This is a genomic window from Micromonospora vinacea (assembly GCF_015751785.1).
GTDB classification, from domain to species: domain Bacteria; phylum Actinomycetota; class Actinomycetes; order Mycobacteriales; family Micromonosporaceae; genus Micromonospora; species Micromonospora vinacea.
On record NZ_JADOTY010000001.1, the window covers coordinates 4,052,260 to 4,075,518 of the forward strand.

General features: G+C 72.4%; 20 protein-coding genes. 11 read left to right on the forward strand and 9 right to left on the reverse strand.

The features are described from left to right. Positions 1–43: 43 nt before the first annotated feature. Positions 44–2,080 carry a glycosyl hydrolase family 28-related protein gene (locus IW249_RS19200; RefSeq protein WP_196922022.1) on the reverse strand — a complete coding sequence of 679 codons (2,037 nt, stop codon included), beginning with the start codon at positions 2,078–2,080 and terminating at the stop codon, positions 44–46. A gap of 219 nt (positions 2,081–2,299) precedes the next feature. Here IW249_RS19200 and IW249_RS19205 point away from each other — a divergent pair, with 219 nt between their 5' ends. The 4 genes from IW249_RS19205 to IW249_RS19220 all read left to right on the forward strand — a co-directional run bounded on the left by IW249_RS19205 (position 2,300) and on the right by IW249_RS19220 (position 4,814). Next, complete coding sequence (locus IW249_RS19205) at positions 2,300–3,394, forward strand: PIN domain-containing protein (protein ID WP_196922023.1); 1,095 nt, start codon at positions 2,300–2,302, stop codon at positions 3,392–3,394. Between the two features lie 202 nt (positions 3,395–3,596). Beyond that, positions 3,597–3,818, forward strand: a complete 222-nt coding sequence (locus IW249_RS19210) for a hypothetical protein (RefSeq protein ID WP_030335934.1) — start codon at positions 3,597–3,599, stop codon at positions 3,816–3,818. A gap of 458 nt (positions 3,819–4,276) precedes the next feature. Further along, on the forward strand, positions 4,277–4,528 hold the full coding sequence (locus IW249_RS19215) for a winged helix-turn-helix domain-containing protein (protein WP_124815697.1): 252 nt from the start codon (positions 4,277–4,279) through the stop codon (positions 4,526–4,528). Positions 4,529–4,655: 127 nt separating this feature from the next. Next, positions 4,656–4,814 (forward strand): hypothetical protein, encoded by a 159-nt coding sequence (locus IW249_RS19220; RefSeq protein WP_167492920.1) that lies wholly within the window; start codon positions 4,656–4,658, stop codon positions 4,812–4,814. Positions 4,815–4,987: 173 nt separating this feature from the next. Here IW249_RS19220 and IW249_RS19225 read toward each other — a convergent pair whose 3' ends face one another. From IW249_RS19225 to IW249_RS19240, 4 genes are all read right to left on the reverse strand, one after another. Further along, positions 4,988–5,536: a DUF1062 domain-containing protein gene (locus IW249_RS19225; RefSeq protein ID WP_196922024.1), complete on the reverse strand. Its 549-nt coding sequence runs from the start codon at positions 5,534–5,536 to the stop codon at positions 4,988–4,990. 236 nt (positions 5,537–5,772) lie between these two features. Continuing rightward, positions 5,773–6,834, reverse strand: coding sequence for a Gfo/Idh/MocA family oxidoreductase (locus IW249_RS19230; RefSeq protein WP_196922025.1), 1,062 nt, complete (start codon positions 6,832–6,834; stop codon positions 5,773–5,775). Between the two features lie 95 nt (positions 6,835–6,929). Next, the gene (locus IW249_RS19235) at positions 6,930–7,595 is read right to left on the reverse strand and encodes a response regulator transcription factor (RefSeq protein ID WP_196922026.1); all 666 of its coding nucleotides are present in this window, start codon (positions 7,593–7,595) and stop codon (positions 6,930–6,932) included. Beyond that, positions 7,583–8,875: a sensor histidine kinase gene (locus IW249_RS19240; protein ID WP_196922027.1), complete on the reverse strand. Its 1,293-nt coding sequence runs from the start codon at positions 8,873–8,875 to the stop codon at positions 7,583–7,585. The genes IW249_RS19235 and IW249_RS19240 overlap by 13 nt, the downstream gene beginning before the upstream one ends. A 162-nt stretch (positions 8,876–9,037) precedes the next feature. Here IW249_RS19240 and IW249_RS19245 point away from each other — a divergent pair, with 162 nt between their 5' ends. From IW249_RS19245 to IW249_RS19255, 3 genes are all read left to right on the forward strand, one after another. Then, positions 9,038–9,733, forward strand: a complete 696-nt coding sequence (locus IW249_RS19245) for an SDR family NAD(P)-dependent oxidoreductase (RefSeq protein ID WP_196922028.1) — start codon at positions 9,038–9,040, stop codon at positions 9,731–9,733. Further along, entirely contained in the window at positions 9,727–11,361 is a 1,635-nt protein-coding gene (locus IW249_RS19250; RefSeq protein ID WP_196922029.1) for an MFS transporter, read from the forward strand. Before IW249_RS19245 ends, IW249_RS19250 begins: the two co-directional genes overlap by 7 nt. A gap of 81 nt (positions 11,362–11,442) precedes the next feature. After that, on the forward strand, positions 11,443–12,210 hold the full coding sequence (locus IW249_RS19255) for a TetR/AcrR family transcriptional regulator (protein WP_196922030.1): 768 nt from the start codon (positions 11,443–11,445) through the stop codon (positions 12,208–12,210). Between the two features lie 28 nt (positions 12,211–12,238). Here the strand turns inward: IW249_RS19255 and IW249_RS19260 are convergent, their stop codons facing one another. Continuing rightward, complete coding sequence (locus IW249_RS19260; RefSeq protein ID WP_196922031.1) at positions 12,239–13,060, reverse strand: helix-turn-helix transcriptional regulator; 822 nt, start codon at positions 13,058–13,060, stop codon at positions 12,239–12,241. A 131-nt stretch (positions 13,061–13,191) separates the two neighbouring features. On the opposite strand from IW249_RS19260, the gene IW249_RS19265 reads away from it, so the two are divergent. From IW249_RS19265 to IW249_RS19275, 3 genes are all read left to right on the forward strand, one after another. Then, a complete protein-coding gene (locus IW249_RS19265) occupies positions 13,192–14,133 on the forward strand; it encodes an SDR family NAD(P)-dependent oxidoreductase (protein ID WP_196922032.1) in 942 nt (313 codons plus the stop codon). A gap of 97 nt (positions 14,134–14,230) precedes the next feature. Next, positions 14,231–15,433 (forward strand): low temperature requirement protein A, encoded by a 1,203-nt coding sequence (locus IW249_RS19270; protein ID WP_196922033.1) that lies wholly within the window; start codon positions 14,231–14,233, stop codon positions 15,431–15,433. Positions 15,434–15,442: 9 nt separating this feature from the next. Continuing rightward, positions 15,443–17,611, forward strand: a complete 2,169-nt coding sequence (locus tag IW249_RS19275; protein WP_196922034.1) for a hypothetical protein — start codon at positions 15,443–15,445, stop codon at positions 17,609–17,611. Positions 17,612–17,625: 14 nt separating this feature from the next. Here IW249_RS19275 and IW249_RS19280 read toward each other — a convergent pair whose 3' ends face one another. From IW249_RS19280 to IW249_RS19290, 3 genes are all read right to left on the reverse strand, one after another. Beyond that, positions 17,626–18,021, reverse strand: coding sequence for a hypothetical protein (locus tag IW249_RS19280; RefSeq protein ID WP_196922035.1), 396 nt, complete (start codon positions 18,019–18,021; stop codon positions 17,626–17,628). Continuing rightward, a complete protein-coding gene (locus IW249_RS19285; protein ID WP_307788634.1) occupies positions 18,018–18,467 on the reverse strand; it encodes a hypothetical protein in 450 nt (149 codons plus the stop codon). The genes IW249_RS19280 and IW249_RS19285 overlap by 4 nt, the downstream gene beginning before the upstream one ends. A 352-nt stretch (positions 18,468–18,819) precedes the next feature. Next, positions 18,820–19,698 (reverse strand): alpha/beta fold hydrolase, encoded by an 879-nt coding sequence (locus tag IW249_RS19290; protein ID WP_196922036.1) that lies wholly within the window; start codon positions 19,696–19,698, stop codon positions 18,820–18,822. Positions 19,699–19,836: 138 nt separating this feature from the next. On the opposite strand from IW249_RS19290, the gene IW249_RS19295 reads away from it, so the two are divergent. Beyond that, the gene (locus tag IW249_RS19295; RefSeq protein ID WP_196922037.1) at positions 19,837–23,199 is read left to right on the forward strand and encodes an ATP-binding protein; all 3,363 of its coding nucleotides are present in this window, start codon (positions 19,837–19,839) and stop codon (positions 23,197–23,199) included. Positions 23,200–23,259: the final 60 nt, after the last annotated feature.

Sequence of the window (23,259 nt, forward strand, 5' to 3'; positions counted from 1 at the left end):
TGTGCGCGGTGGGCGGCCCGATCGCTCGGGCCGCCCACCGCTCTCACCACTGCGCCGGAGGCGGGGGCGGCGACACGGGCGGCCGGTCGTCGCAGGTGATGGTGTTGGGCAGCAGCCACGGCGCGAGCCACCCGCCGTCGTTACCGCCGAGGTCGGTCAGTGTGAACTCCGAACCGGCCGGGGTGAAGTGGAACGATCCGCAGTTGTTGACGCCGACCGCGCCGACGTTGCGGGCGTCCACGTTGGCGAACGAGGCCGACCCGGCCGCGCGGGCGCTGACCACCGAGGTGCCGGTGCCGTCGACACGGACGTCCCGGAAGCGCGCATCGGAGATCGAGTAGAGATCCTTCACCGGCCAGTCGCTGACCAGCATGATCGCGTTGTACGTGTTGTCCAGGTACGCGTCGCCGGTCACCTCGATGGGCGCCTCGATGCTGCGATCCAGGGCGAAGACCCAGAGCGCGCCCAGCCCGATGTTCCAGTTCAGCTCGTAGGTGCCGGCGCGGGCGGTGGTGTTGTTGGTGAACCGCAGGTGCCCGGTGAACGGCTCCGCACCGAAACGGGCACCGGCGTGCAGACCGCTGCCCTCGCGTACCGGGTCGGCGACCAGGTTGTGCGAGACGGTGGTGTCGGTGCCGCCGTAGATGGCGATGCCGTTGGCCAGGGTCGGTGACTGCACGGTGTTGTGGTCGAACGTGTTCCGCGCGTTGGCCGTCTTCTCCGACCACATGGCCAGGCCGTCGTCGCCGGTGTTGCGGACGAAGTTGTGCGCCACGAGGGAGTCGGTCACGCCGGTGTGGAAGTTGAGCGCGTCGGCGATCTGGTCGACGATGATGTTGTTGGTGACGCGGACGTTGCGCATCGGGCCGTCGAACCACAGGCCCGCCTTGGTGTGGTGCAGGTAGAGCCCGTCGACTGTGGAGTCGCTCATCGCCCCACCGATCCCGTTGACCTGGTCGGTGTCGATGCGCTCGCGCACGTCGCCCTCGATGGCGAAGCCTGCGAGGTGCACGTTACGGCTGCCGCCGTCGGCGGCGTCCCGACCATAGAACCCGACTCCGGTATGCACCGAGCCGTCCGGCGCGGGGGTCGGCAGGGCGACCTCGCGGCCCTTGATGATGGTGTACCAGTTGCCGGCGCCCTCGATGGTCACGTCGTCGACGATGATGTGCCGGTTGACCTGGTAGGTGCCCGGTGGGATGTACACCGTGAGGTGGGCGCGTCGAGCGAAGGCGATGGCCCGGTCCAGCGCGTCGGCGGAGTCCCGCCGGCCGGTGGGGTCGGCGCCGAAGGCGAGGACGTTCGCCGCGAGCAGCCGGACGTGCGGCGGCGCGACCAACTCGGAGTCGAGCAGGTCGATGACGGTCCAGGCGGCGGCGCTACCGGGCGGCGCGGTGAGCCGGACCTTGTCGCCGGCCCGGTAGGTGCGCCCGAGCAGCAGCCGCTGCTCGTCGTAGAAGTGGGTGGGCCGGAACGGCTTGTCGATGCTCGGGTACGGCGTGGTGGCCGACGGCACGCACTGGCACTCGGTGATCCACCAGTCCGGGTGCAGCAGCCCGGCCTGCGGGTCGTTGGTGAACGGGTACTGGTTGTAGAGCCACGAGTACTGCGAGGTGAGCGTCATGGTGCGCAGGTGCTTGCCGTTGACCGCGACTCGCAGCGGCGCGGTGATCCCACCGCCCTGCGGCGCGTCCGGGATGCTGTACCGCACGGTGATCCCGTTCGCCGCGCTGGGCAGGACGAACTCCACGTACTCCCCGGGGGTGAGCCGGACCGCCCGGCGGCCGGAAGCCTCCGCGGGCAGCGTGTAGGCGGACCGGTCGGGCCCGATCAGCTCGCCGTTGGTGCGGGCGTTCTCGGCTTCCTGCTCGAGGAAGTCGACGTCCGCGCCACGTCCGGCGACCAGCGCCGGATCGAGGGCGGCCCGGGTGACCACCGGCTGCGCGCCAGCGGACGCGGGTGGACTGGCGGCGGCCACTGTGGGCCCGGCGACCAGCACGGCGAGACCGGCGGCTAGCGCGACGGCGGCGCCGCTGGGCCGGCCGGGGCGTCCCCGCGCCGGCATGAGGCTGCGAAACATCGGTGACCCTCCTGGATGGGTGGTGGTGGAGGTCCGCCCGGCGTTCCCCCGACGCCCGACATTGATCGTCATGATGCAGCACCAGACATGGCACTGCAAGACAACTATCGAACAATGAAAATAAACGACTATCAGGCCGCAAGAAATGGACGGTCGTCGAGTTGAGGTGTCGCGCGTCGCCCGCCCCGACCAGCTCACGCCGGGCGTAGGCTGATCCGCGTGGATCAAGAAGACCGGATTGCCCTCTTCCTCGACTACGAGAACCTCGCGCTGGGCGCGCGCGACCATCGCGGCGGCGCGGCCTTCGACTTCCGGCCCATCGCCGACGCGCTGGCCGAACGAGGTCGGGTGGTGGTCCGCCGGGCGTACGCCGACTGGTCGTACTTCGACGAGGACCGCCGAATGCTCACCCGGTCCCACGTCGAGCTGATCGAGATCCCGCAGCGGATGGGCGCGTCCCGGAAGAACGCAGCGGACATCAAGATGGCCGTCGACGCGATCGAGTTGGCGTTCGAACGCGACTACATCTCCACCTTCGTCATCTGTAGCGGTGACAGCGACTTCACCCCGCTGGTGCACAAGCTGCGCGAGCTGAACAAGCGGGTCATCGGGGTCGGTGTCGAGGGGTCCACCTCGGGGCTGCTGCCCCCGGCCTGCGACGAGTTCCTCTACTACGACCGGCTGGAGGGCGTGGACATCCCGCCGGCCCGGGGTAGGCGCGCGCGTCCCGCCGCCCGACAGGCCGGTGCCGAGCAGCGCGCACCCGAGCCGGAGCGGGAGCAGGAGCCCGAGGTGGACCGCCGACCGGCGGGGGAGGAGCCCGGCCGGGACGTGGACGCCCTCGCCGTTTTCGTCGCCCAGTCGGTCGCCGGGTTGCAGGGCAGCGCCAACGGTGAGGTCACCGCCTCCCGACTCAAGCGCACCCTGCTGCGCAAGGACCCGACCTTCAGCGAGTCCGACTACGGCTTCCGGACCTTCGGCGAACTGCTGCGTCACCTCGCCGAGCGCAACGTGATCGAGTTGGGCGAGGGCCCGGCGAAGGGTGACCCGGAGGTCTCGCTGCCCGAGCACGGCGACCGGGAGGTGGCGTTCGGCCTGCTCCGGGGCGTCGTGGCGGACCTGGGCAGCGGCGGCAACCCGGTGGCGTTGTCCGGATTGAAGAACCAGGTGCGCCGGGCCCGCCCGGACTTCAGCGAGAAGAAGCTCGGCTACCGCAGCTTCCTGCAGTTCTGCAAGGCCGCCGCCACCGCCGGCGTACTGGACCTGCGCTGGAGCCCCGAAGCCGACGACTACCTGCTGACAACCCAGACCTGACCGCTCCGCCGGGGGTGGGGTTGCGGGGAGGGGGCAGAGTGGGGCGGGGCTCCTGATTCGCAAGTCAGGAGCGGGAGAACCGCCCGTTATGGTTTCGAACCGTCAACGGTTGGGCTGAAATGCGCCAGAAATGTCGCCCTTGCCCCGGTCCGGGCATACCTGCGCCGTACCCTCGGCGCGGGAATTGCTATACGGTCGGCGAATGAAGGTGGAGGAACACTGGTGGAACGGAGACACGACCCCGCGCGGGCGCAGGGACGTGTACATCCGTACTGACGGGCAGGGTTGGGAGGTCCGCGCCCAGATCGGTGGGGCGTCGGGTCGTGAGCGGGTGCAGCAGTGCCCAAGCCGGGCCTCGGCGGCCATCCTCGCCGACGCCTGGCGCGGCACCCACCCATCCTGGCGCGAGCTGAAGCAGCGCTGATCCGGCACCGGGCCGGGTCGGCAACGCTCCCGGGCTCCAGCCCGGCGCGCCCGCCGACCGGCCCGGCGCTCGGTACGTTGGTCCGCCGCAATCGCTGAGCGGTTCACCCGCCTGACTCACAGGTCACCGCTTTTGAAGCATGACGGAAGCAACGTCTGCCAGAAGCGCCAACGCCCAATCCAGTTGCGAGCAGTTGTCGCGACCTTGGCACTCAAGGCAGCCGCCAGCTCGCCATGGCCGCTCTAGTGCCCGAGTCCAGTGGGTATCCAATACTCGTTCGGCCGTGAACAACTCGGTCGCCTTGGACACGGGTTCGTCGATCGGCATGATTGGTACGCCTTTCGCGAGACGCGATCAGGCCCGCCCAGGGTCGACCTGTTCGCCGTCGCCCCTGGGCGGGATCGAAGGCCTGTGGATGGCGTGGTCCGATGGAAGGTGCCGAACGAAGGAACCTTCACATGCCCATACCTACCGGCGGATACCGCGAGGTGGCCGAGGACCTCGCCGCTCGGATCAAGAGCGGCGAGTACGCGGCAGGGGAGCGTCTGCCCACCTACAGCGAACTATCGAACCTCTATGACGTCAGTGTGACCACGGTCCAACGGGCGATCATCGTTCTTCAGACACGCGGCTTGGTGGTGGGTCTCCAGGGCCGTGGCCTCTGGGTCGCCGAAGACGTGGGATCTCCTCGATCACTTGATGAGGAGTAGTTGCTGGCGGCTCGATTCAACTACTCATCATCACGTGATCAGGGGATGTGGCGGACCTTCGTGTCCCCGCCGTCAGTTCGGGTACACGTACACGGAGGTCTGCCAGTCGCGCCCGATGGAGGTCCCCATGTCGCAGGGTCCCGACGAGGAGAACCCCAGGCTCGACGAGGAGATCCGAGAGGCCGAGCGGCGGCTCGCCGATCTGGCCACATCGTCGGACGACGCGCTGACCGACGATGACGCTCGCGCGCCGGACGACGCTCGCTCCGAGCAGAACGCCGACTGAGGCCACCGGAACCGGACGGCGGGCAAGATCCACTCGACTTCCGTGAAATTGCGGTGTTGGAGGCGGACTAACCCCGCGCTTTCACGGAAACCGAGTCGATCAATGTGCTGGCCGCCCAACCGCCGTCAACAGGGCCTGCCCGGCGTCGTGCCGGACAGGCCCCGAGGGCGGGGTCAGCGTTTGAGGGTGAAGGTGAAGTCGCCGGAGAGCTTGCCGCCCAACCGGAACGCCGAGACGACCTTCCCCTCCGTGATCAGTCGGTCGACCTCGCCCCGGGAGAGACCGCAACCCTCAGCGATCAGTCGGGTCGGCCGGACCGGGATCCGCGCCGCGTTGCGGACCGCGACGTCGATCACGTCGAGGTCCAGGTGCTCCGATCCGCCGGTGTCGAGACGCCAGGCGTCGGTCCAGTCCAGGGCGAACCGGTTTCGGTGCTGAACGGCCGGCTCCTGGAGCAGTTCGGCGATCAGGCCCGGGTCGTTGGCGTGGAGCCGGTCCAGCAGTTCGGGTGGGATGGAGCGCACCGTCATCCGGCCCAGGACGGTGAGCTTCGCCGTCTCCCCGCACTCGATGCAGAGCGCGAGAAGCCAGACGTCGAGGAGCTTGTGGTTGGCGTTGACACGGAACTTGCCGCTCGCCCGAAGGCGTTGGGACGGGCACGCGTGGCAACGGCGCTGAACGATGGGCAGGCAGGTGGGCACGACGGCCCAATTTTTGAGCACAGAAGTACACCGGTTTCAGTGAGAAGTCCGCAGCAAAAAGGAGCGCGGCGCAGCTGCGCGACGCGCGACAGATCAGCTCTCGGGAGGTCTCACAGGGTGTACAACGGCACGTCCTTGCCTAGACGACCACGTTGCGCAGCACGGTAACGGCGCACGGCGGCGCCGTTCCACTGGTTTTCGCGTACGCGGCGGCCCGGCCGGCGGGACGTGCCGACCGGTCGGGTGTCAGGCCCCGGTCAGGCGGTCGGGACCGGCAGGACCACGCCCTCGGCCGCCGACCGGTGCGCCAACTCGATCAACTCGACGGTGTGCACCGAGTCCCGTGGGTCCACCGGCATCGGGGCGCCGTCGCGCAGCGCAGCCGCCACCTGGGCGTAGAAGCTCTGGTACGCGCCGGGCTCGGTCGGCACCGGCCGCAGGTCACCGTCGACGCCGAGCAGGCCGTAGCGCTCCGGCGGGACCTCGCCCCAGCCCGGCTGGTCCGGTCGGCCGCCGTCGTGCAGCGCCGCCTCCTGCACGTCCAGCCCGTAGCTGGTGTAGCCGGCCCGGTCGCCCAGCACGCGCAGGCGCGGCCCGAGTTGGGCGGTCACCGCGCCCATCCACAGGTGCGAGTGGACCCCGTTGGCGTGGGTCAACGCCACGAAGGCGTCGTCGTCGACGGCTGCGCCCGCGCGGCGACGGTCCACCTCCGCGTAGACGCGGTCGACACTGCCGAACAGCTGCACCGCCTGGTCGACGAGGTGGGCGCCGAGGTCGAAGAGGGCGCCGCCGGCCTCCTCCGGACCGGCAAGCTCCCGCCAGCCCGGCTTGATCGTCGGACGGAACCGCTCGAACCGGGACTCGAAGCGCAGCACCTGCCCCAACTCGCCCTGCTCGACCAGGCGGCGGACGGTCAGGAAGTCGCCGTCCCAGCGCCGGTTCTGGAAGACCGTCAGCGGCACCCCCCGCTCGGTCGCCTCGTCGATCAGCAGGCGGCCCTCCGCCGCGGTCGGGGAGAGGGGCTTGTCGACGACGACCGGCAGGCCGGCGGCGAGCGCCGCGCGGGCCATCGGCACGTGCTGACGGTTCGGCGTCGCCACCACGACCAGGTCCAGGGCGTCCGGGGTACGCCACAGCTCGTCGGCGTCGTCGACCAGGCGGGCGTCCGGGAAGTGCTGTCGGGCCTGCTCGCGACGCTGCGGGTCGCGGGTCACGATGGCGTCGAGCCGCAGCCCGGGGGTCGCGGCGATCAGCGGCGCGTGGAACACCCGGCCCGCCAGCCCGTATCCCAGCAGACCAACCCGCAGCGCCTTCGCCATGCCATGCCCCCGTCTCCCTGGTCGGCGCCCTGACCTGGCGCCGGTACCGCTGAGAAGAATCTACGCCCGGGGCGGTCGGGCCCGATCTCGGCCCGTCAGCTCGCCGGGTCGGCGCGCAGGTAGGTGAGGACCGCCAACACCCGCCGGTTGGTGTCGTCGCTGGGCGGCAGGTCGAGCTTCAGCAGGATGTTGCCGACGTGCTTGCCGACCGCCGCCTCGCTGACGTGCAGCCGGCCGGCGATCGACGCGTTGGACCGCCCCTCGGCGAGCAGCGCCAGCACCTCGCGTTCCCGGGCGGAGAGCGCGGCGAGCGGGTCGCGGGGGCGGTGCAGTAGTTGCCGGACCACGTCCGGGTCGATGGCGGTGCCGCCGTCGGCGACCCGGCGCAGCGTGTCGACGAACTCGGTGACCTCGGCGACGCGGTCCTTGAGCAGGTAGCCCACCCGTTGGCCGTCGCCGCTGTCCAGCAGCGCCGCCGCGTACCCGGTCTGCACGTACTGGCTGAGCACCACGACCGGGAGGTCGGGTCGCTCGGCGCGTAGCGCGACGGCCGCGCGTAGCCCGTCGTCGCGGCGGCCCGGCGGCATCCGGATGTCGGTCAGCACCAGGTCCGGGCGGTGGTCGCGGGCCGCCGCCAGCAGCTCCGGCGCGGAGCCGACGGCCGCGCACACTGTGAAGTCGAAGCGGGTCAGCAGGGCGACGAGACCCTCCCGCAGCAGCACCTCGTCCTCGGCGAGCACCACCCGGGTCACCGACGACATGGCATTTCCACCCGGAGCACTGTAGGCCCGCCGGGCGGGCTGGACAGCAGCAGCCGGCCGTCCACGGCGGCGACCCGGTCGGCGAGCCCAGTCAGGCCGGTGCCCCGGGCCGGGTCGGCGCCGCCGTGACCGTCGTCGGTCACCTCGACGACGAGGTCACCGCCGGCCCGGGTGAGGCGTACGTCGGCGCGGGTCGCCCCGGCGTGCCGGGCCACGTTGCCCAGCGCCTCGGAGACCACGAAGTAGGCGGTGGTCTCCACGATCTCCGGCAACTCGTCGTGCGGGTCGGCGTGCACGGTGACCGGGATGGTGGCGGCGTCGGCCAGTTCGCGTACGGCGCCGGCCAGGCCGAGGTCGGTGAGGCTCTGCGGGCGGATGCCGTGCACCAACTGCCGCAGCATCACCATCAGGCCCCGGGCCTGGTCGTGCGCCACGGCGAGCGGTCGGGCGGCGGGGGAGTCCTCGGGTACGTCCAGCTGGGCCAGCCCCAGTTGGAGGGTGAGGCTGGTGAGCCGGGGCTGTGCGCCGTCGTGCAGGTCGCGCTCGATGCGGCGGCGTTCGGCCTCGTACGCGCCGACCAGTCGGGTGCGGGAGCGGGCGACCTCGCGCAGCGCCGCCGCGTCCACCGGATGGGCCAGTGCCCACCGGGCCACGGCGGCCTGGACGGCGGCGAGCAGACCGATGGCGTACCAGAGCACCGGGATCAGCAGCACCCCCACTATCGCGTACGGAATGGCCTCGCCGGTGCTGTCGATCGGCTGCCAGATCACCACCGGCTGGTTGGCGTCGCCGGCCAGCCAGGGGCTGGAGATCATCCCGAGGTCGAGCAGCACCAGGATCAGGAACACCCAGTACGCGACAGGAGTGAAGCCGCCCAGCCAGAACAGGTACGCCACCTCCCGCCAGGTCGCGGCGCTGCGGTAGCGGGCGGCCAGGCCCGGCCACGGCGACGAGGCCAACGGACGGCCGTCGACGAGCCGGACCCGCCACCGCTCGACGGCGGCCACCGCGAAGCTCAGGAGCGGGGCCAACGCCACCAGGACGACGCTGCCGGTAATCAGGAACAGCATCAGCGCGATGCTCGGCGGTCGGCCGTGCCGCCGGAGCGTGCTGAAGACGGGCAGCATGGGGCCGCCGATGACGAGCAGCCCGACGGCGAGGAACCCGGCGATCGGCACTGTGGTGACCAGGTAGGCCAGCGCGCGCCAGGGCCACGCGGAGATCAGCCAGCGGCGGCGGCGTAGCGCCTCGGCCAGGTGCGAACTGTGTTCCGTGGTCATGCAGCAGACGCTAATCGGGAGCGACCGGGTGCCCCAGCCGTCCAGATCCACTCTTCGGGGTATGCCCAGCACTACCGACGGACGGGTGTGCGGGGTCCGGAAACGGGAAGAACGGGCCGTCGCGCGTCCCGCGTGACCTGTGCTGTCGGCGGCTGGAGAGACATGGGTGCCAGAACCTTCGTGGTGGTCGGCGGGACCAGCGGTCTCGGCCTAGCGGTGGCCCGACTGCTCGTCGACGAGCATCAGGTCGTGGTGTTCGGCAACGTGCCGGCCGAGGTCGCCACCGCGACCGACGAGCTGGGTTGCGACGGCGCCGTCTGCGACATCTCCTCCTACGAGCAGGTCCGCGACGGGTTCGCCGAGGTGGTCGAGCGCTACGGCACGATCGACGGGGTGGCGGCCTGCGCCTCCATGTGGGCGGGCGGCGAGCTGGGGGACCTGTCGGTGGAGCACATCCGCCGGGCCGTGGAGATCAACGTCCTGGGCATCACGTACCTGCTGCGGGAGGCGGTGCAGCACCTGCACCGGCAGGGCCACGGAAACGTGGTGTACATCGGCGCGTTGGCGCTGGCGGCACCCCGGCCCGGCATCCCCGTCTACCGGGCCACCAAGAGCTACGGCAACAGCCTGGTCGACTCGCTGGCCGAGGCCCAGCACAGCAACCGGGTCAAGGTGATGCAGCTACATCCCGGGCCGATGCCGACGCGGCTACAGGAACGGGTGGGCGCCGAGTTCCTGGACGAGGTGTTCGCCATGCCCGAACAGGTCGCCAGCGAGGTCGTCCGGCTGCTGCTGCTCGAACCCGACGACCTGTACGTCTCCGGTGAGCGCGTGCTGCGCGCGGACGGGCGGTGGTGACGGCCGCAGCCGGACAAGCCGACCGTCCGGCCTCGGCGTGGGCGCCCCTGCGGACGGCGGTCTACCGCAACCTGTGGCTGGCCCTGCTCGCCGCCAACATCGGCACCTGGATGCAGACCGTGGGCGCGCAGTGGCTGCTGATCAACCACTCCAACGCGTCCACCCTTGTCGCGTTGGTGCAGACCGCCAGTCTGCTGCCGGTGCTGCTGCTGGCGTTGCCCGCCGGGGTGCTGGCCGACAGCTTCGACCGCCGGCACCTGCTGATCGCCGTGCAGCTGTTCCTGGTGGCGGTGGCGGTGGCGTTGACGCTGCTCACCCTGACCGACCGGATGCCGCCGGCGCTGCTGCTCACCCTCACCTTCGCCTTCGGGGTGGGGCAGGCGCTGACCCTGCCGGCGTGGGCGGCGGTGATCCCGGAGCTGGTGCCGCAGGACCAGCTGCGGTCGGCGTCCGCGCTCGGTTCGATAAGCGTGAACGTGGCGAGGGCGGTCGGGCCCGCGGTGGCCGGCGTGCTGATCGCCCGTACCGGCGTCGCCCCGGTCTTCGGCATCAACGCCGTCGCCTTCGGGGTCTTCGCGTACGCGCTGTGGCGTTGGCGGCCCGGCAACGCCCGCGCGGTCGAGGTGCCCGAGCGGTTCACCGCCGCGTTGCGCGCCGGCAGCCGCTACGTACGCCACTCGCCGACCGTCCGCCGGCTGTTGCGCCGGGCGCTGGTCTTCGTGGTCCCGGCCAGCGCGCTCTGGGCGTTGCTGCCGTTGGTCGCGAACCGGCGGCTGGGGCTGGGCTCCGGCGGGTACGGGGTGCTGCTGGCAGCCCTCGGTGTGGGCGCCATCGCCGGTGGCGTGCTGTTGGCCGTGATCCGCACCCGACTGTCGGCGAACCAGTTGCTGCTGATCGCCGGGGCGCTGTTCACGGTGGCGCTGACAGTGCTCGGCACCGTGCGGTCGGTGCCGCTGGTGCTGCTCGCCCTGCTGCCCGCCGGGATGGCCTGGGTGACGGTACTGGCCAACGTCAACGCCGAGATGCAGCTCTTCCTGCCCAGCTGGGTACGGGCTCGGGGCCTGGCCGTCTACCAGGTGTGCTTCGCCGGTGGGCAGGCCGTCGGCGCGCTGCTCTGGGGGTTGGTGGCCGACATGGCCGGGCTGGTCCTCGCGTACCTGGCGGCGGCGGCGCTGATGCTTGTCGGCACCGTGACGAGTCGGATCTGGCCGTTGCCGGACCTGCGGTCGGTGAACCGGGAACCGGCGGTGTACTGGCCGCAACTGCACCTGGCGCACGAGCCCGACCCGGGAGTCGGGCCGGTGCTGGTGACCGTGCAGTACACCGTCCGGCCGGAGCGGACCCAACGGTTCCTGGCGGCGATGGACCTGGTGCGTGGCGCGCGGCAGCGGACCGGCGCGATGCGCTGGGGGCTGTTCCGCCCGGCCGAGACGGTGGACCGGTTCGTCGAGGTGTATCTGGTGCCGTCCTGGGGCGAGCACCTGCGCCAGCACGGCGGCCGGTTGACCGGTGAGGACCGCGCGGCCGAGCAACGGGCCCGGGAGTTGACCGACGGGGAGCCGGAGGTTCGACACCTGGTGCCCGCCGCCGCCGGCCCGACGCTGTCGGACGAGCGCGAGGCGCTCTGATTCCACACGCCCGGGCGTGAGCCCGGGAGCAGGCCGAGGCGGGCGTACCGCGTACGGCCGCGTTGTTAGGATGGCCGCACCATGGCGAGTGAGCGCAAGGCCACCGCGGACCCGGCCCGCAGCCTGGCCCTTCTCTGGCGCACCCGGGAGCCGACCAGCCGCAGCGCCGGTCCGGCGCTCAGCGTCGATCGGATCGTCCGGGCCGCGATCGACATCGCCGACGCCGAAGGGCTCGACGCGTTGACCATGCGCCGGGTCGGTGAGGCGCTGGGGGTCGGCACGATGTCGGTCTACACCTACGTGCCGGGCAAGGCCGAACTCGTCGCCGTCATGATCGACACCGCGTACGGCGAGATGCCGCGCCCTACCGTCGAGGGCGACTGGCGCACCCGGCTGGAACGGATCGCCCGCGACAATCTGGCGCTCTACCAGCGGCATCCCTGGATGCTGCGAGCCGAGACGACCCGACCGGTGCTCGGCCCGCACCTGATGGCCAAGTACGACTACGAGCTTCGCGCGATCGTCGACATCGGGCTCACCGATGTCGAGGTCGACGCGGTGCTCACCCTCGTGCTGGGTCACGTGAAGAGCGCCGCGCGGGCCGCCTCCGAGGTGGTCGACCTGGAGCGCGAGACCGGCATGACCGACGGCCAGTGGTGGCAGTCGCACGCGCCCTGGCTGGAGACGTTCATGACGGCCGACGCCTACCCGACCGCCTCGCGGGTCGGCACCGCTGCCGGCCAGCAGCACGGCGCCGCGTACGGCCCGGAGTACGCCTTCGAGTTCGGTCTGCAACGCGTCCTCGACGGGATCGCGGTGGTGGTCGCCGAGCGGGCGGCCAGCCGATAGCCGGCCCGGGTCTGCGGATCCGGCGAAGCTAGCGTGGTGCTGCCCGTCGGGCCAGCCGGGCCAGCGAGCGCGCCGACGGGCTGCCCGGCTCGGCGTGGTAGACGACCAGCGACTGGGTGGTGCCGCTGATCGCGAGCTTCTCGTAGCGCAGCGCCAACTCGCCCAGCTCTGGGTGCTGGAACACCCGCACCCCACCGCCTGCGCGGGCGGTGACGTCGTGCCGGGCCCACAACCGCCGGAACCGTTCGCTGCCGGCCGTCAGCTCCTCCACCAGCTCGATGAGGCGGGGATCGTCCACCTCCGGGCCGATCTGTGCGCGCAGCCCCGCCACCGCGTTGGCGGCGACCGCCGTCAGGCCCGGGTAGAGCGCCGGCACGCTCGGGTCCAGGAAGACCGCGCGCAGCAGGTTCACCCCGACGGTGAAGATCGGTGCCAGCGCGGTCGCGGCCGGGTTGGCGAAGAGCACGTCCAGGTGCCGACCGTGCACGAAGGCGGGCGTCTCGGCCCACGAGCCGACCAACTGCCGGATGCCCACCGGCACCCGCTCCGATGGTCGCGCCGCGCGGCGGGCCGGCACCGGCCGGGCCAGGCTGTGCAGGTGTGCCGCGGCGTCCGCGTCCAGCATCAGCGCGCGGGCCAGGGCCTCGACCACCTGCGTCGACGGGTGCCGGTCGCGCCCCTGTTCCAACCGCAGGTAGTAGTCGGCACTGATGCCGGCGAGCAGGGCCGCCTCCTCGCGCCGCAGGCCGGGCACCCGCCGGCGGCCGTGCCCGGGCAACCCGACGTCACCCGGCCCGATCAGCTCGCGCCGGGCACGCAGGTATTCGCCGAGCGGGCCGGCCGTGCTCACCCGCCCATCGTAGGAGCCACCCCCGGCCACCCAGCCTGGTCCTGCCACTACCAGGAAAAACAGGGAACCGGCTAACCCCTGCCACCGGGGTGACAGTGTCGGGGTAAGCGTGATCGACAGACGGGACAGCAATGACAGAGCGCATCACCACCCCCTTCGGTTTCGCCTCGACCGCCGACGAGGTCATCGCCGGGGTCGACCTGACCGGCAAGCGGGCCATCGTCACCGGCGGTGCCGCCGGCATCGGCGTCGAGACGGCCCGTTCGCTCGCCGCCGCCGGCGCCGAGGTCGTGCTCGGGGTCCGCCGGGTCGCTGCGGGTGAGCAGGCCGCCGCCGACATCGCGGCCAGCATCGGCGCGGAGCGGGTCACCGTCCGCGCGCTGGACCTTGCCGACCAGACCTCGGTACGCCAGTTCGTCGCCGACTGGGACCAGCCGCTGCACATCCTCGTCAACAACGCGGGGATCATGGCGCTGCCCGAGCTGGAGCGCACCGCCGAGGGCTGGGAGATGCAGTTCGCCACCAACTTCATGGGGCACTTCGCGTTGACCGTCGGCCTGCACGACGCCCTCGCCGCGGCCGGCGGCGCCCGGGTGGTGTCGGTCAGCTCCAGCGGCAACCTCTTCTCCCCGGTGATCTTCGACGACCTGCACTTCGCGTTCCGGCCGTACGATCCGCTGCTGGCCTACGGGCAGTCCAAGAGCGCCGAGGCCCTGCTGGCGGTCGAGGTGACCCGCCGCTGGTCCGGTGAGGGCATCTACTCCAACGCGTTGAACCCGGGCGCGATCGCCACCGGCCTGCAGAAGCACACCGGTGGGCTCAAGTCGCCCAAGGAGATGCACAAGACCCCGCAGCAGGGCGCCGCCACCTCGGTGCTGCTCGCGGCGTCCCCGTTGCTGGACGGCGTCGGCGGTCGCTACTTCGAGGACTGCGCCGAGGCCCCGGTCGTCACCGAACGGCCCGCCGACTACAGCGGTGTGGCCGCGTACGCGGTCGACCGGGGCAACGCCGAGCGGCTCTGGACCGTGGCGTCCGACCTGATCGCCCAGCGCGGCGTCACCACCGGCCGCTGACGACGACGGCCGGGCTCGGCGGAACCGACCCGGGCCCGGCAGCCCGGGTGGTACGACTGGGGCGGCGGTGGCAGCTGCGGGCCGGGGAAGGATGGCGATGGCGGGCAGGCTTCCGGGACGGCTGCTGCTCCGGCGGGAGAACCCGGGCAAGGCGTCGTTCCTGGAACTCTTCTTCGACCTGGCGTTCATCTTCGCGCTGACCCGGTTGTCCCGGGCGCTGCTCGACGACCCCAGCTTCAACGGTGGTCTCCAGGTGCTGCTGATGCTGGCGGCGCTCTGGTGGGTGTGGTTCGTGACCGCCTGGTCGGCGGACTGGTTCGACCCCCGGGCTCCGCTGATCGTCACCCTGCTGCTCTGGACGATGTTCGGCGGCCTGCTGATGGCTGCGGCCGTACCCACAGTGTTCGACGGACACGCCATGGTGTTCGCCGTCGCCTACGTGGCCATCCACCTGGGTCGGGCGGCGATCCTGATCCCCGCCCTGCGGGGGCACCCGCTACAGGTGCGGAGCCTGCGGGTGGCTGTCTGGTTCGCGATCTCCGGTGTGCTCTGGGTGGTCGGGGCGGCCGTCACCCCGGCCCGGGAGGTGCTCTGGGCGCTCGCCCTCGTCATGGAGTACTCCCTGGCACGGCTGCGCTGGCCGTTCCCGTGGCTCGGACGCAGCACCTGGCCGGAACTCCAGGTGAACGGCAGACACCTCTCCGAGCGGTACCAACAGATCTTCATCATCGCCCTGGGTGAGCTGATCCTGATCGCCGGTGTCACCTACAGCGGGTCGGGCCTGGACCGGGACAGCACTGTGGCCTTCGCCCTGGCGTTCGTGACCGCGGTGGCCCTCGCCCGGCTCTACCTGGTGCCCGCCGGCGGGCGGCTCGGCGCCAGAATCGAGGCGGAGGGCCCGCCCGGCAGCAAGTTGACGCTGATGGCGGGCTACCTGCACCTCGTCATGATCGCCGGTGTGCTGGCCACCTCGGTGGCCATGGAGATGACGATCGACCATCCGGGAGAACACGAAACGGGGCAGACGATCGTGGGCGTCATCGGCCCCGCGTTGTTCCTGACCGCCCGGATCCTGCTCGCGGCGGTGGTCGACGGCAGTTGGCCCTGGGCGCGTCTGGTCGGTGTGCCGGCCATCATCGTGGGCGGACTGGCCACCGTGCGGTCTCCGCAACTGGTCAACAGCGCCGTCGTCGCCGGGGTGCTGCTGCTGATCGTCCTGTTCGACGCGATGCCGGCACTGCGGCGGTTCATCCGCCAGCCCGGGGAGAGCTCCGCACCCAACCAGCGGCGACACGGATAGCGCCCCCCGATGCCTGAGGGAAGACCGCAGCACGGCGACCAACCGCGACGACACGACGTGGTGGAGTTGCGGGTGCACGGCGTGTCCGGGGCGGAACCCGCCGTCATCCTCGACCAGCCGCAGGTCCGACAGGTCGCCGGCGACGACAGCGGGGGCTTCCACCGTGCCGCCCGGTCGGACGGCGTCGGCCCGGACGGGCTGACGTTGGAGGCGTACCGCTGGGGTGACCTGCCCTCGGGCACCGTCGGCCGGACCCTCGCCATGGTCTTCCTGCTGCCGTTCATGCTCAGCAACGTGGCCGTGTGGATGCGCCCCACCGGCCGCCGCCGCGCCGCCGCGGTCAGCGTGCTGTGTCGGCTCCTCGCGCTCAACCTCACAGTGCTGTACGTGGTGTCCATCGCGGGAGTCGCCCTCGACCTGCTCGCCTGGCGGTGTCTCGGTGCGGCCCGCTGCCGCCCGCCCTTCGACACCATGGCCGGGCTCGACGGCCGGCACGTCGGGCAGCGGCTGGCCGTGCTGGCGCTCCTGCCGATCGTCGCCATCGGGGTCCTGCGTCTCCTCGGCACCCGTCGGTCCGGCCCGGCCGACAATCCACTGTGGGCAGTGGAGCCGCTGGTGCACCGGCTGCGCGCCATCCACGTCGCCGCCGCTCTCGCCGTACTCGATGTCGTGTTGCTCACGGCCCGTCGCGCCAGCGGCGCGACGTTCTCCACGACGCTGCTGCTGGCGCTCAGCGCGGCGGTGCTGCTGGTCTGCGTCGGTCTGCTCGCCGTCCCGGGGATGATCGACCGCGCGGCGACCGCGTGGACTGCCACCTGGGCCGCCCGCACGGCGGGCGCGGTGGCGGTCGCCCTGACCGTGGCGACAGTGGTCGCCGTGGCCAGCGACCGGCGTGACTGGTCGTCGGCGTCCGGGCTTCCCGGCTACGACGGGATCGCGGGTGGTGCGCTGTTCGGCCAGATGGTGTTGCTGGTGCTGCTCAGCGGGGTGGTGCTGTGGCAGCACGGTCGGGTGGGCGGCCGGTCCGCGCTGCCGGGTGGCCTGGGCGCGGCGGTCCTCGCCGCCATCGCGGTCGGCCTGACCGGCGCGCTCTCCGCCGGCCTCGTCTACCAGACGGGGGAGCTGCTCGGCGGCTACCGCGCTGACGGTGGACCACCGTCGCCGTACCGCTGGACGCTGCTGGCCTTCTTCCTGCACGTGGTCGCGGCGGTACTGCTGTGCGGCGCGCTGAGCGTCGTGTCACTGCGGCGCCGGCGGCGTGCGGCGGCGGCGATCACCACCCGTGACTTCCCGGCCGTGCCACCGGAGGCCGTCGGTCGGCTGCGACTGACGACGAAGACCATCACCCGGGCACGGTTCACCGAGTGGTTGGGTCCGCTGGCCGCCACGTACGCGGCGCTCGCGGTGGTCGGGCTCATCACGAGCCTGGTGGGGCGCACCGGACGCGAACCGGAGGAGGTGGCGCGGCGGCTGCTCGGGCTGCCGGCCGTAGCCGTCCAGATGGGGCTCAGCGGCGGCACCTTCCTCCTGGCCGCGTTGCTGCTCGCACTGGTGACCGGGGGCGTGTTCGCCTATCGGACCGCGTGGTTTCGACGGCACGTCGGCATCCTGTGGGACCTGGGCACCTTCTGGCCGCGGGCCGCGCACCCGTTCGCGCCGCCGAGCTACGCCGACCGGGCCGTGCCGGAACTGGCCGACCGGATCAGCCAACTGACCGAGCGGCACGTCGGGGTGTTGCTGTGTGGGCACAGCCACGGGTCCGCCCTGCTCGCCCTCGCGGTGCTGCGGCTGCCCCCGCGCGTACGTCAACGGGTCGCGCTGCTCACCTACGGGTCACCGCTGGATCGCCTGTACGCCCGGCTCTATCCGGCCTACCTCAACGAGGAGGTGCTGCGAGAGGTGGGGGAACGGGTCGAGTGGCGGTGGCTCAACCTCTGGCGGGACACCGACCCGGTCGGCGGCTGGGTCTTCGCCGCACACCGCCCCGGCGACCCGGCCCCGGATCCGGCCGATCCGGCCGGGCAGGTCGACAGGCGGTTGCGGGACCCGGCACACCTGCTGCCCGCACCGGGGGAGCAGTCTGCGCCGCCGCTACGGGGGCACCATCCGGGCGAAGCCGACCCCGAGTTCCGGGAGGCGGTGCGCGAACTCGCCGAACGCCTCCGTGGTCGGGGTTGAGTCGTCGAAGACGCTCAGCGGTCCTCCGCCAGCCGTTCCGACTCCGCGACCACCGAGCGGATCTTGCGTAGCGTGGCATCGGGGGCGTGCACCGCCGTCCGCCACCGGTCGAGCGTGCGGCTCAGCACCCGGACGAGGAACTGCAACTGGTTGACCTGCTCGCGCAGCAGCCCCAGCTCCGATCGAGCGTTCAACGCCTCGTTCTCCAGCTCGGTGATCCGCATCTGTAGCGGCTGGACCAGGGTCAGGGCGGCCTCGGTGAGGGTGTCGGCGGCGTCGGCCTTGAACTTGCCGCGCTGGGCCACGACGGTGGCGATGGCAGCCAGACCGGTGGTGCCACCGAGAACGCCGAGCAGGCTGAGCAGCACCTGCACCCAGTGTGGTGCTTCGGGCGTCGGTGCGGAGATCACGTCACACCCTCCACGACCCGTCGGTGCGCCGAGCACTGGTGGCCCTTGGCGAGGCAGCGCAGATCGATGGCGATCTGGGCGGCCCGCCAGAACGACCCGGCCGGCACCGCGGCGATCAGCGACGCGGCGACGATTCCCTGTTGGCCCGCGACCGCCACCAACGCCACCGCATACATGCCGGTGATGGTGCCGAGCATCAGGACGGACGCGAGTTCGACGCCGAGGCCGGTGGAGAGCCGGCCAGGCCACAGGATGCCCAGGAGGCCGCCCAGGCCGACGACGACCAGGGCGACCTCCCAGCCGACCTGGATGGGTTCCGGCATGGACAGCTGGACCGACGTCGGTCGGACGTCCAGCACGAGCAGCAGCACACCGCAGATCGGCGTCGTGACCAGCGCGGCCACCTCGAACGGCTGGTGCTTGGCGCGGATACGGAGATTTCCCACGGCAACTCCCTGGTCGAGAACCAGCACTCGTCCGCCAGCGGCCGGTGGGCCGGGTACCGCGTCGAGTTTTACGACCGAGCGTGCGGTCTGCGGTGAAGCCCGTGGTGGCCGTGCGTGCGAACGATCGATGGTCGAGGAGATGGGCGACGTGCCGTCGTTGGCTGCCGATATCTGCCTGTGTATCACCGACGACCGGTTGTCGTCCACCCGGTGTAAGTCGCATTCCCGCAGGTCAGCGCCGCTATTGGGGTCGTCTTCGAGCCGTGGGACGGCGACCCGGTCACAGCATCACCCCGGTGACGACCACTGTCGGATATCTTGCCCAGCGACGGTGGGCCGGGTCGCCGATCGATCAACGGGTGAGCAGGGTGCGCAGCGCCCGGAGCACCTCGGCCGGCGCCTCCTCCGCCATGAAGTGCCCGCAGCTGACCGTCTGGTGGTCCAGATCCGGCGCCCAGGCCCGCCACACCGCCGCCGCGTCGTAGCCCAGCGCCGCGCCCCAGTCCTGCTGGAGCACCGTCACCGGCATCCGCAGCTGGTTGCCGGCCGCGCGGTCGGCGGCGTCGTGGGTCACGTCGATCCCGGCCGACGCCCGGTAGTCGGCGACGATCGAGGGGACGGCGTCGCGGGAGGCGCGCAGGTACGCGGCCCGCACCTCCGCCGGCAGGGCCTCCGGATCACGGGTCCAGACGTCCAGGAAGTGACCGAAGAAGGCGTCCGGGCTGCCGGCGATCAGCTCTTCCGGCAGGCCGGGCGGCTGCGCCATCAGGTACAGGTGAAACGCCACAGCGGCGCTGGCGCCGTGCAGCACGTCCCACATGTCCAGTGTGGGTAGCACGTCGAGCAGGGCCAGCTGACTGATCGCCGCCGGATGATCGAGGCCGGCGCGGAACGCGACCAGCGCACCCCGGTCGTGCCCGACCAATGCGAACCGGTCGTGACCGAGCGCGCCGGCCAGCGCCACCACGTCGGCGGCCATGGTGCGCTTGGCGTACCGGGCGCCGTCGGTGTCGAGGGGCTTGTCGCTGTCACCGTAGCCGCGCAGGTCGGGGCAGATGACCGTGTGGTCGGCGGCCAGGTCGGCCGCGACGTGCCGCCACATGAGGTGGGTCTGCGGGAAGCCGTGCAACAGTACGACCGCCGGCCCGGAACCGCCCACGGCGGCGTTGAGCGTCACCCCGTCGGCGACGGTGACGCGTCGGTAGTCGAATCCGTTGATCTTCGGGTCCACGGGGAACCTTCCTGGTGAGGAGTGCCGGCGGGGGCGGTGGCCCGCCGCCGTCGTACCTCACCGAGCCTGCCCGGCGGTGATCAGCGGCGGGTCAGCGTCGGATCAGTGCCGGCCGAGCCACGGGCCTAGATTGGTCCCATGACCAGGCAGCTGACGGCACCCGTCGCGGTGACCTTCGGCGTACTCGGGCCGGTGACCGCCGCGACCGAGCGCGGCCCGGTCCCCCTGCGGGGACACCGGCAGCGCCTGGTCCTGGGCCGGCTGTTGATCGCCCACGGTCGGGTGGTGCCGGTGGACCGTCTCGTCGACGACCTGTGGGAGGTCGCACCGGACGGCGCGGTGGGCGCGATCCGGACCTTCGTCGCCGACCTGCGCCGGGCCCTGGAACCCGATCGGCCACCCCGGCAGCCGCCCCGGCTCCTGGTCACCGAACCGCCCGGGTACGTGCTGAAGGCCGCCCCGGACGCGGTGGACGCGGGACAGTTCGAGGCGGCCGTCGGGGAGGCGGCCCGGCTGCTGGCGGGGGAACGTCCCGGGCCGGCCCTGGCCGCGCTGGACGCGGCGCTCGGGCTCTGGCGCGGCCCCGCGTACGCCGACTGCGCCACCGAGTCCTGGGCGGTCGCGGAGATCAACCGGCTGGACGAGCTGCGGATGCTCGCCGTGGAGCGGCGGGCCGACGCGCTCCTGGCGCTGGGTCGACCGGACGAGGCCGCCGCGGACCTACCGGCACACCTGACCAGCCATCCGCTGCGGGAGGACGCCTGGCGGCTGCTCGCGGTGGCCCGGTACCGCGCCGGCCGGCAGGGCGACGCGCTGGCCGCGCTGCGGGAGGCCCGCCACGTCCTGGTGACCGAGCTGGGTGTGGACCCGGGGCCCGAGCTGCGGCGGCTGGAAGCCGACATCCTGGCCCAGGCGCCGCACCTCACCCCGCCCCTCGAACGGGCCGCCACCCCCGGCCTCGCGGAACCCGTTCGGCCCGTCGAGGCGGGGCAGCGCCCGTTCGTCGGCCGCGACGCGGAGCTGGCACGGCTGCGGCGCGCCGCCGAGGTCGCGTCCCGACGCCGTCAGCCCACGCTCGCCCTGCTCAGCGGCGACCCGGGCGTCGGCAAGACGGCGCTGGCCGAGGCCCTGACCCGGCGACTCGCCGCCGACGGCTGGGCCACCGCGTGGGGGCGCAGCCCGGAGTACGAGGGCGCCCCGCCAGCCTGGCCGTGGACCCAGATCACCGACGCGCTCGCCGGGCCCGCCGCCCCCGTCGTCACCGCCTCCTCCGTCGTCACCGCCGCACCCGCCTCCTCCGTCGTCACCGCCGACCTGGCCGACGGCTCGGTTGACCCGGCCACTGTGCGGTTTCGCCGGCACCGTGCGGTGGCGTCGCTGCTCTCGGCGGTCGCCGACCGGGAGCCGGTGCTGCTGGTCCTCGACGACCTGCACCGCGCCGACGGTGACACCCTGGACCTGTTGACCGCACTGCTCACCGGCCCGCAGCCGGCCAGCGGCCCGATGCTGATCCTCGGCACCTACCGGGCCACCGAGATCAGCCCGGAGCTGACCGCCACCCTGGGCCGCGCCGCCGGGCTGGAACCGGTCCGGGAGTACCTTGCCGGCCTGCCCGCGTCGGCGACCGGTGAACTGGCCGGCGCCATCGTCGGGGCGGACCTGGACCCGGCCACCGCCCGGTCGATCCACCAGCGCAGTGGCGGCAACCCGTTCTTCGTCCGCGAACTGGCCCAGCTCTACGCCGGCGCGGGGGAGGCGGCGCTGGCCGCCGTGCCACCCGGGGTACGCGACGTGATCCGGCACCGGCTGGCGCAACTGCCCGCCCCCACCCGTACCGTGCTGCGGCAGGCGGCCGTGCTCGGCCGGGACCTCGACCCGGACGTGCTGGGCGCGTTGACCGGTGACCCGACGGCAGCGCTGGACGCCGTGGACCGCGCCCTGACGGCAGGGTTCCTCACCGAACGGGAGTCCGACGGGCGGCTGCGCTTCACCCACATCCTGGTCCGCGACACGCTCTACGCCGACCTGTCCGCGTCGCGTCGCGCCGCCTGGCACGCGGCCGTCGCCGAGGTGCTGCGACAGCGGGAACCCGTCGAGCCGGCGGCGCTCGCGTACCACCTGCTGCGCGCCGGTGGGCCGGTCCACGCCGCCGAGGCCTCGACGTACGCCCGGGTGGCGGCCGAGCGGGCCGAACGGGACGGCAACCCGCACGAGGCGGCCCGGCTGTGGGGCCAGGCGATCGCCGCGTACGACCGCGCCGGCGGGGTCGAGCCGCACGGGCGGGTGACCGCGTTGCTCGGCCTGGGGCGGGCGCTGGCCGTGACGGGCCGGCTGGCCGAGGCGCGGCGACGGCGCGCCGAGGCGATCAGCGTCGCCGAGTCCACCGGCGACCCGGTGCTGATCCAGGAGGCGCTGGCCGGCTTCGACGTGCCCGCCAGCTGGACGCGCAACGACGACGACCTGCTCTCCGGGCACATCGTGCGAGCCGCCGAACACGCCCTGACCGCGCTCGGCCCGATCCACACGGCGCAGCGCAGCCGGCTGCTGAGCACCCTCGCGCTGGAGCTGCGCGGCACCAGCACCGATCGTGGCCGCCGCGCCGCCGACGAGGCCGAGACGATCGCCCGCGGTCTCGGCGATCCCGGGCTGCTGGCCTTCGCGCTCAACGCCCGCTTCATGCACGCCTTCGACCGCGTCGGTCTGGCCGACGCGCGGGCCCGGATCGGCGTCGAACTTGTCGACCTGGCCGCCCGGCACCACCTGGTGACCTTCGAGGTACTCGGCCACCTCGTCCTGGTCCAGGCCAGTTGCGCGCTGGCCGATCGGTCCGCCGCCGACGCACACGCGCGCGCCGCCGACCGCCTCGCGCAACGGTACGAGCTGCCGTTGGTCGACGTCTTCACCCGCTGGTACGCCGCGCTGCGGCTGGCACTCGACGGCGACTCGGACGCGGCGGCACAGGCGTACCGCTCGGCGGCCGAGGGCGTGAGCGCCGACGGCATGCCGGGGCTGACCCAGGGGTTGCTCCCACTGGCCCTACTCGGCCTGCGGCTGGCCGACGCTGTCGACGTCGACCGGCCGGCCACCGGGCCCGATCGGCTGATCACCGTGCGTGGCGCGGACGACTGGGCCGACCTGGACTGGGGTCCGCACGAACCGTGGGTCCGGCCGTTGCTGCTGCTCGCCGACGGCGACCGGGAGGCCGCCGCGGCCGCGCTGCTGGCGCTTCCCGACGAGCCGCACGATCTGCTGCGTGAGGTGCGGCTCTGCCTCGTCGGTCGGGCGGCGCGCGCCCTCGACGACCGGGCCACGATGACCCGGGTCCACGCCGAGCTGCTGCCGGCCGCCGAGGAGCTGGCCGCCGGCAGCGGGGTGCTCACCGTCGGCCCGGTGGCCGGGCACCTCGCCGACCTGGCCGCTGCACTGGGCCGGCTCGAGGAGGCGGCCGAACACCGTCGTACGGCCCGTGCGGTGACCGCGCGCGCCCGCGCCACCGACTGAGCCTCGCCCGCGGACACCGCGACTTGCCGGTTTCCGCCGGAACCCACCGGCCGGTGCGGT

Excerpts from the sequence above, each read along its gene's own strand:
- IW249_RS19200 (WP_196922022.1), bottom strand. The coding sequence starts at position 2,080 with ATGTTTCGCAGCCTCATGCCGGCGCGGGGACGCCCCGGCCGGCCCAGC.
- IW249_RS19210 (WP_030335934.1), top strand. The coding sequence starts at position 3,597 with ATGAAGGTGGAGGAACACTGGTGGAACGGAGACACGACCCCGCGCGGG.
- IW249_RS19215 (WP_124815697.1), top strand. The coding sequence starts at position 4,277 with ATGCCCATACCTACCGGCGGATACCGCGAGGTGGCCGAGGACCTCGCC.
- IW249_RS19220 (WP_167492920.1), top strand. The coding sequence starts at position 4,656 with ATGTCGCAGGGTCCCGACGAGGAGAACCCCAGGCTCGACGAGGAGATC.
- IW249_RS19230 (WP_196922025.1), bottom strand. The coding sequence starts at position 6,834 with ATGGCGAAGGCGCTGCGGGTTGGTCTGCTGGGATACGGGCTGGCGGGC.
- IW249_RS19235 (WP_196922026.1), bottom strand. The coding sequence starts at position 7,595 with ATGTCGTCGGTGACCCGGGTGGTGCTCGCCGAGGACGAGGTGCTGCTG.
- IW249_RS19240 (WP_196922027.1), bottom strand. The coding sequence starts at position 8,875 with ATGACCACGGAACACAGTTCGCACCTGGCCGAGGCGCTACGCCGCCGC.
- IW249_RS19245 (WP_196922028.1), top strand. The coding sequence starts at position 9,038 with ATGGGTGCCAGAACCTTCGTGGTGGTCGGCGGGACCAGCGGTCTCGGC.
- IW249_RS19255 (WP_196922030.1), top strand. The coding sequence starts at position 11,443 with ATGGCGAGTGAGCGCAAGGCCACCGCGGACCCGGCCCGCAGCCTGGCC.
- IW249_RS19265 (WP_196922032.1), top strand. The coding sequence starts at position 13,192 with ATGACAGAGCGCATCACCACCCCCTTCGGTTTCGCCTCGACCGCCGAC.
- IW249_RS19270 (WP_196922033.1), top strand. The coding sequence starts at position 14,231 with ATGGCGGGCAGGCTTCCGGGACGGCTGCTGCTCCGGCGGGAGAACCCG.
- IW249_RS19275 (WP_196922034.1), top strand. The coding sequence starts at position 15,443 with ATGCCTGAGGGAAGACCGCAGCACGGCGACCAACCGCGACGACACGAC.
- IW249_RS19295 (WP_196922037.1), top strand. The coding sequence starts at position 19,837 with ATGACCAGGCAGCTGACGGCACCCGTCGCGGTGACCTTCGGCGTACTC.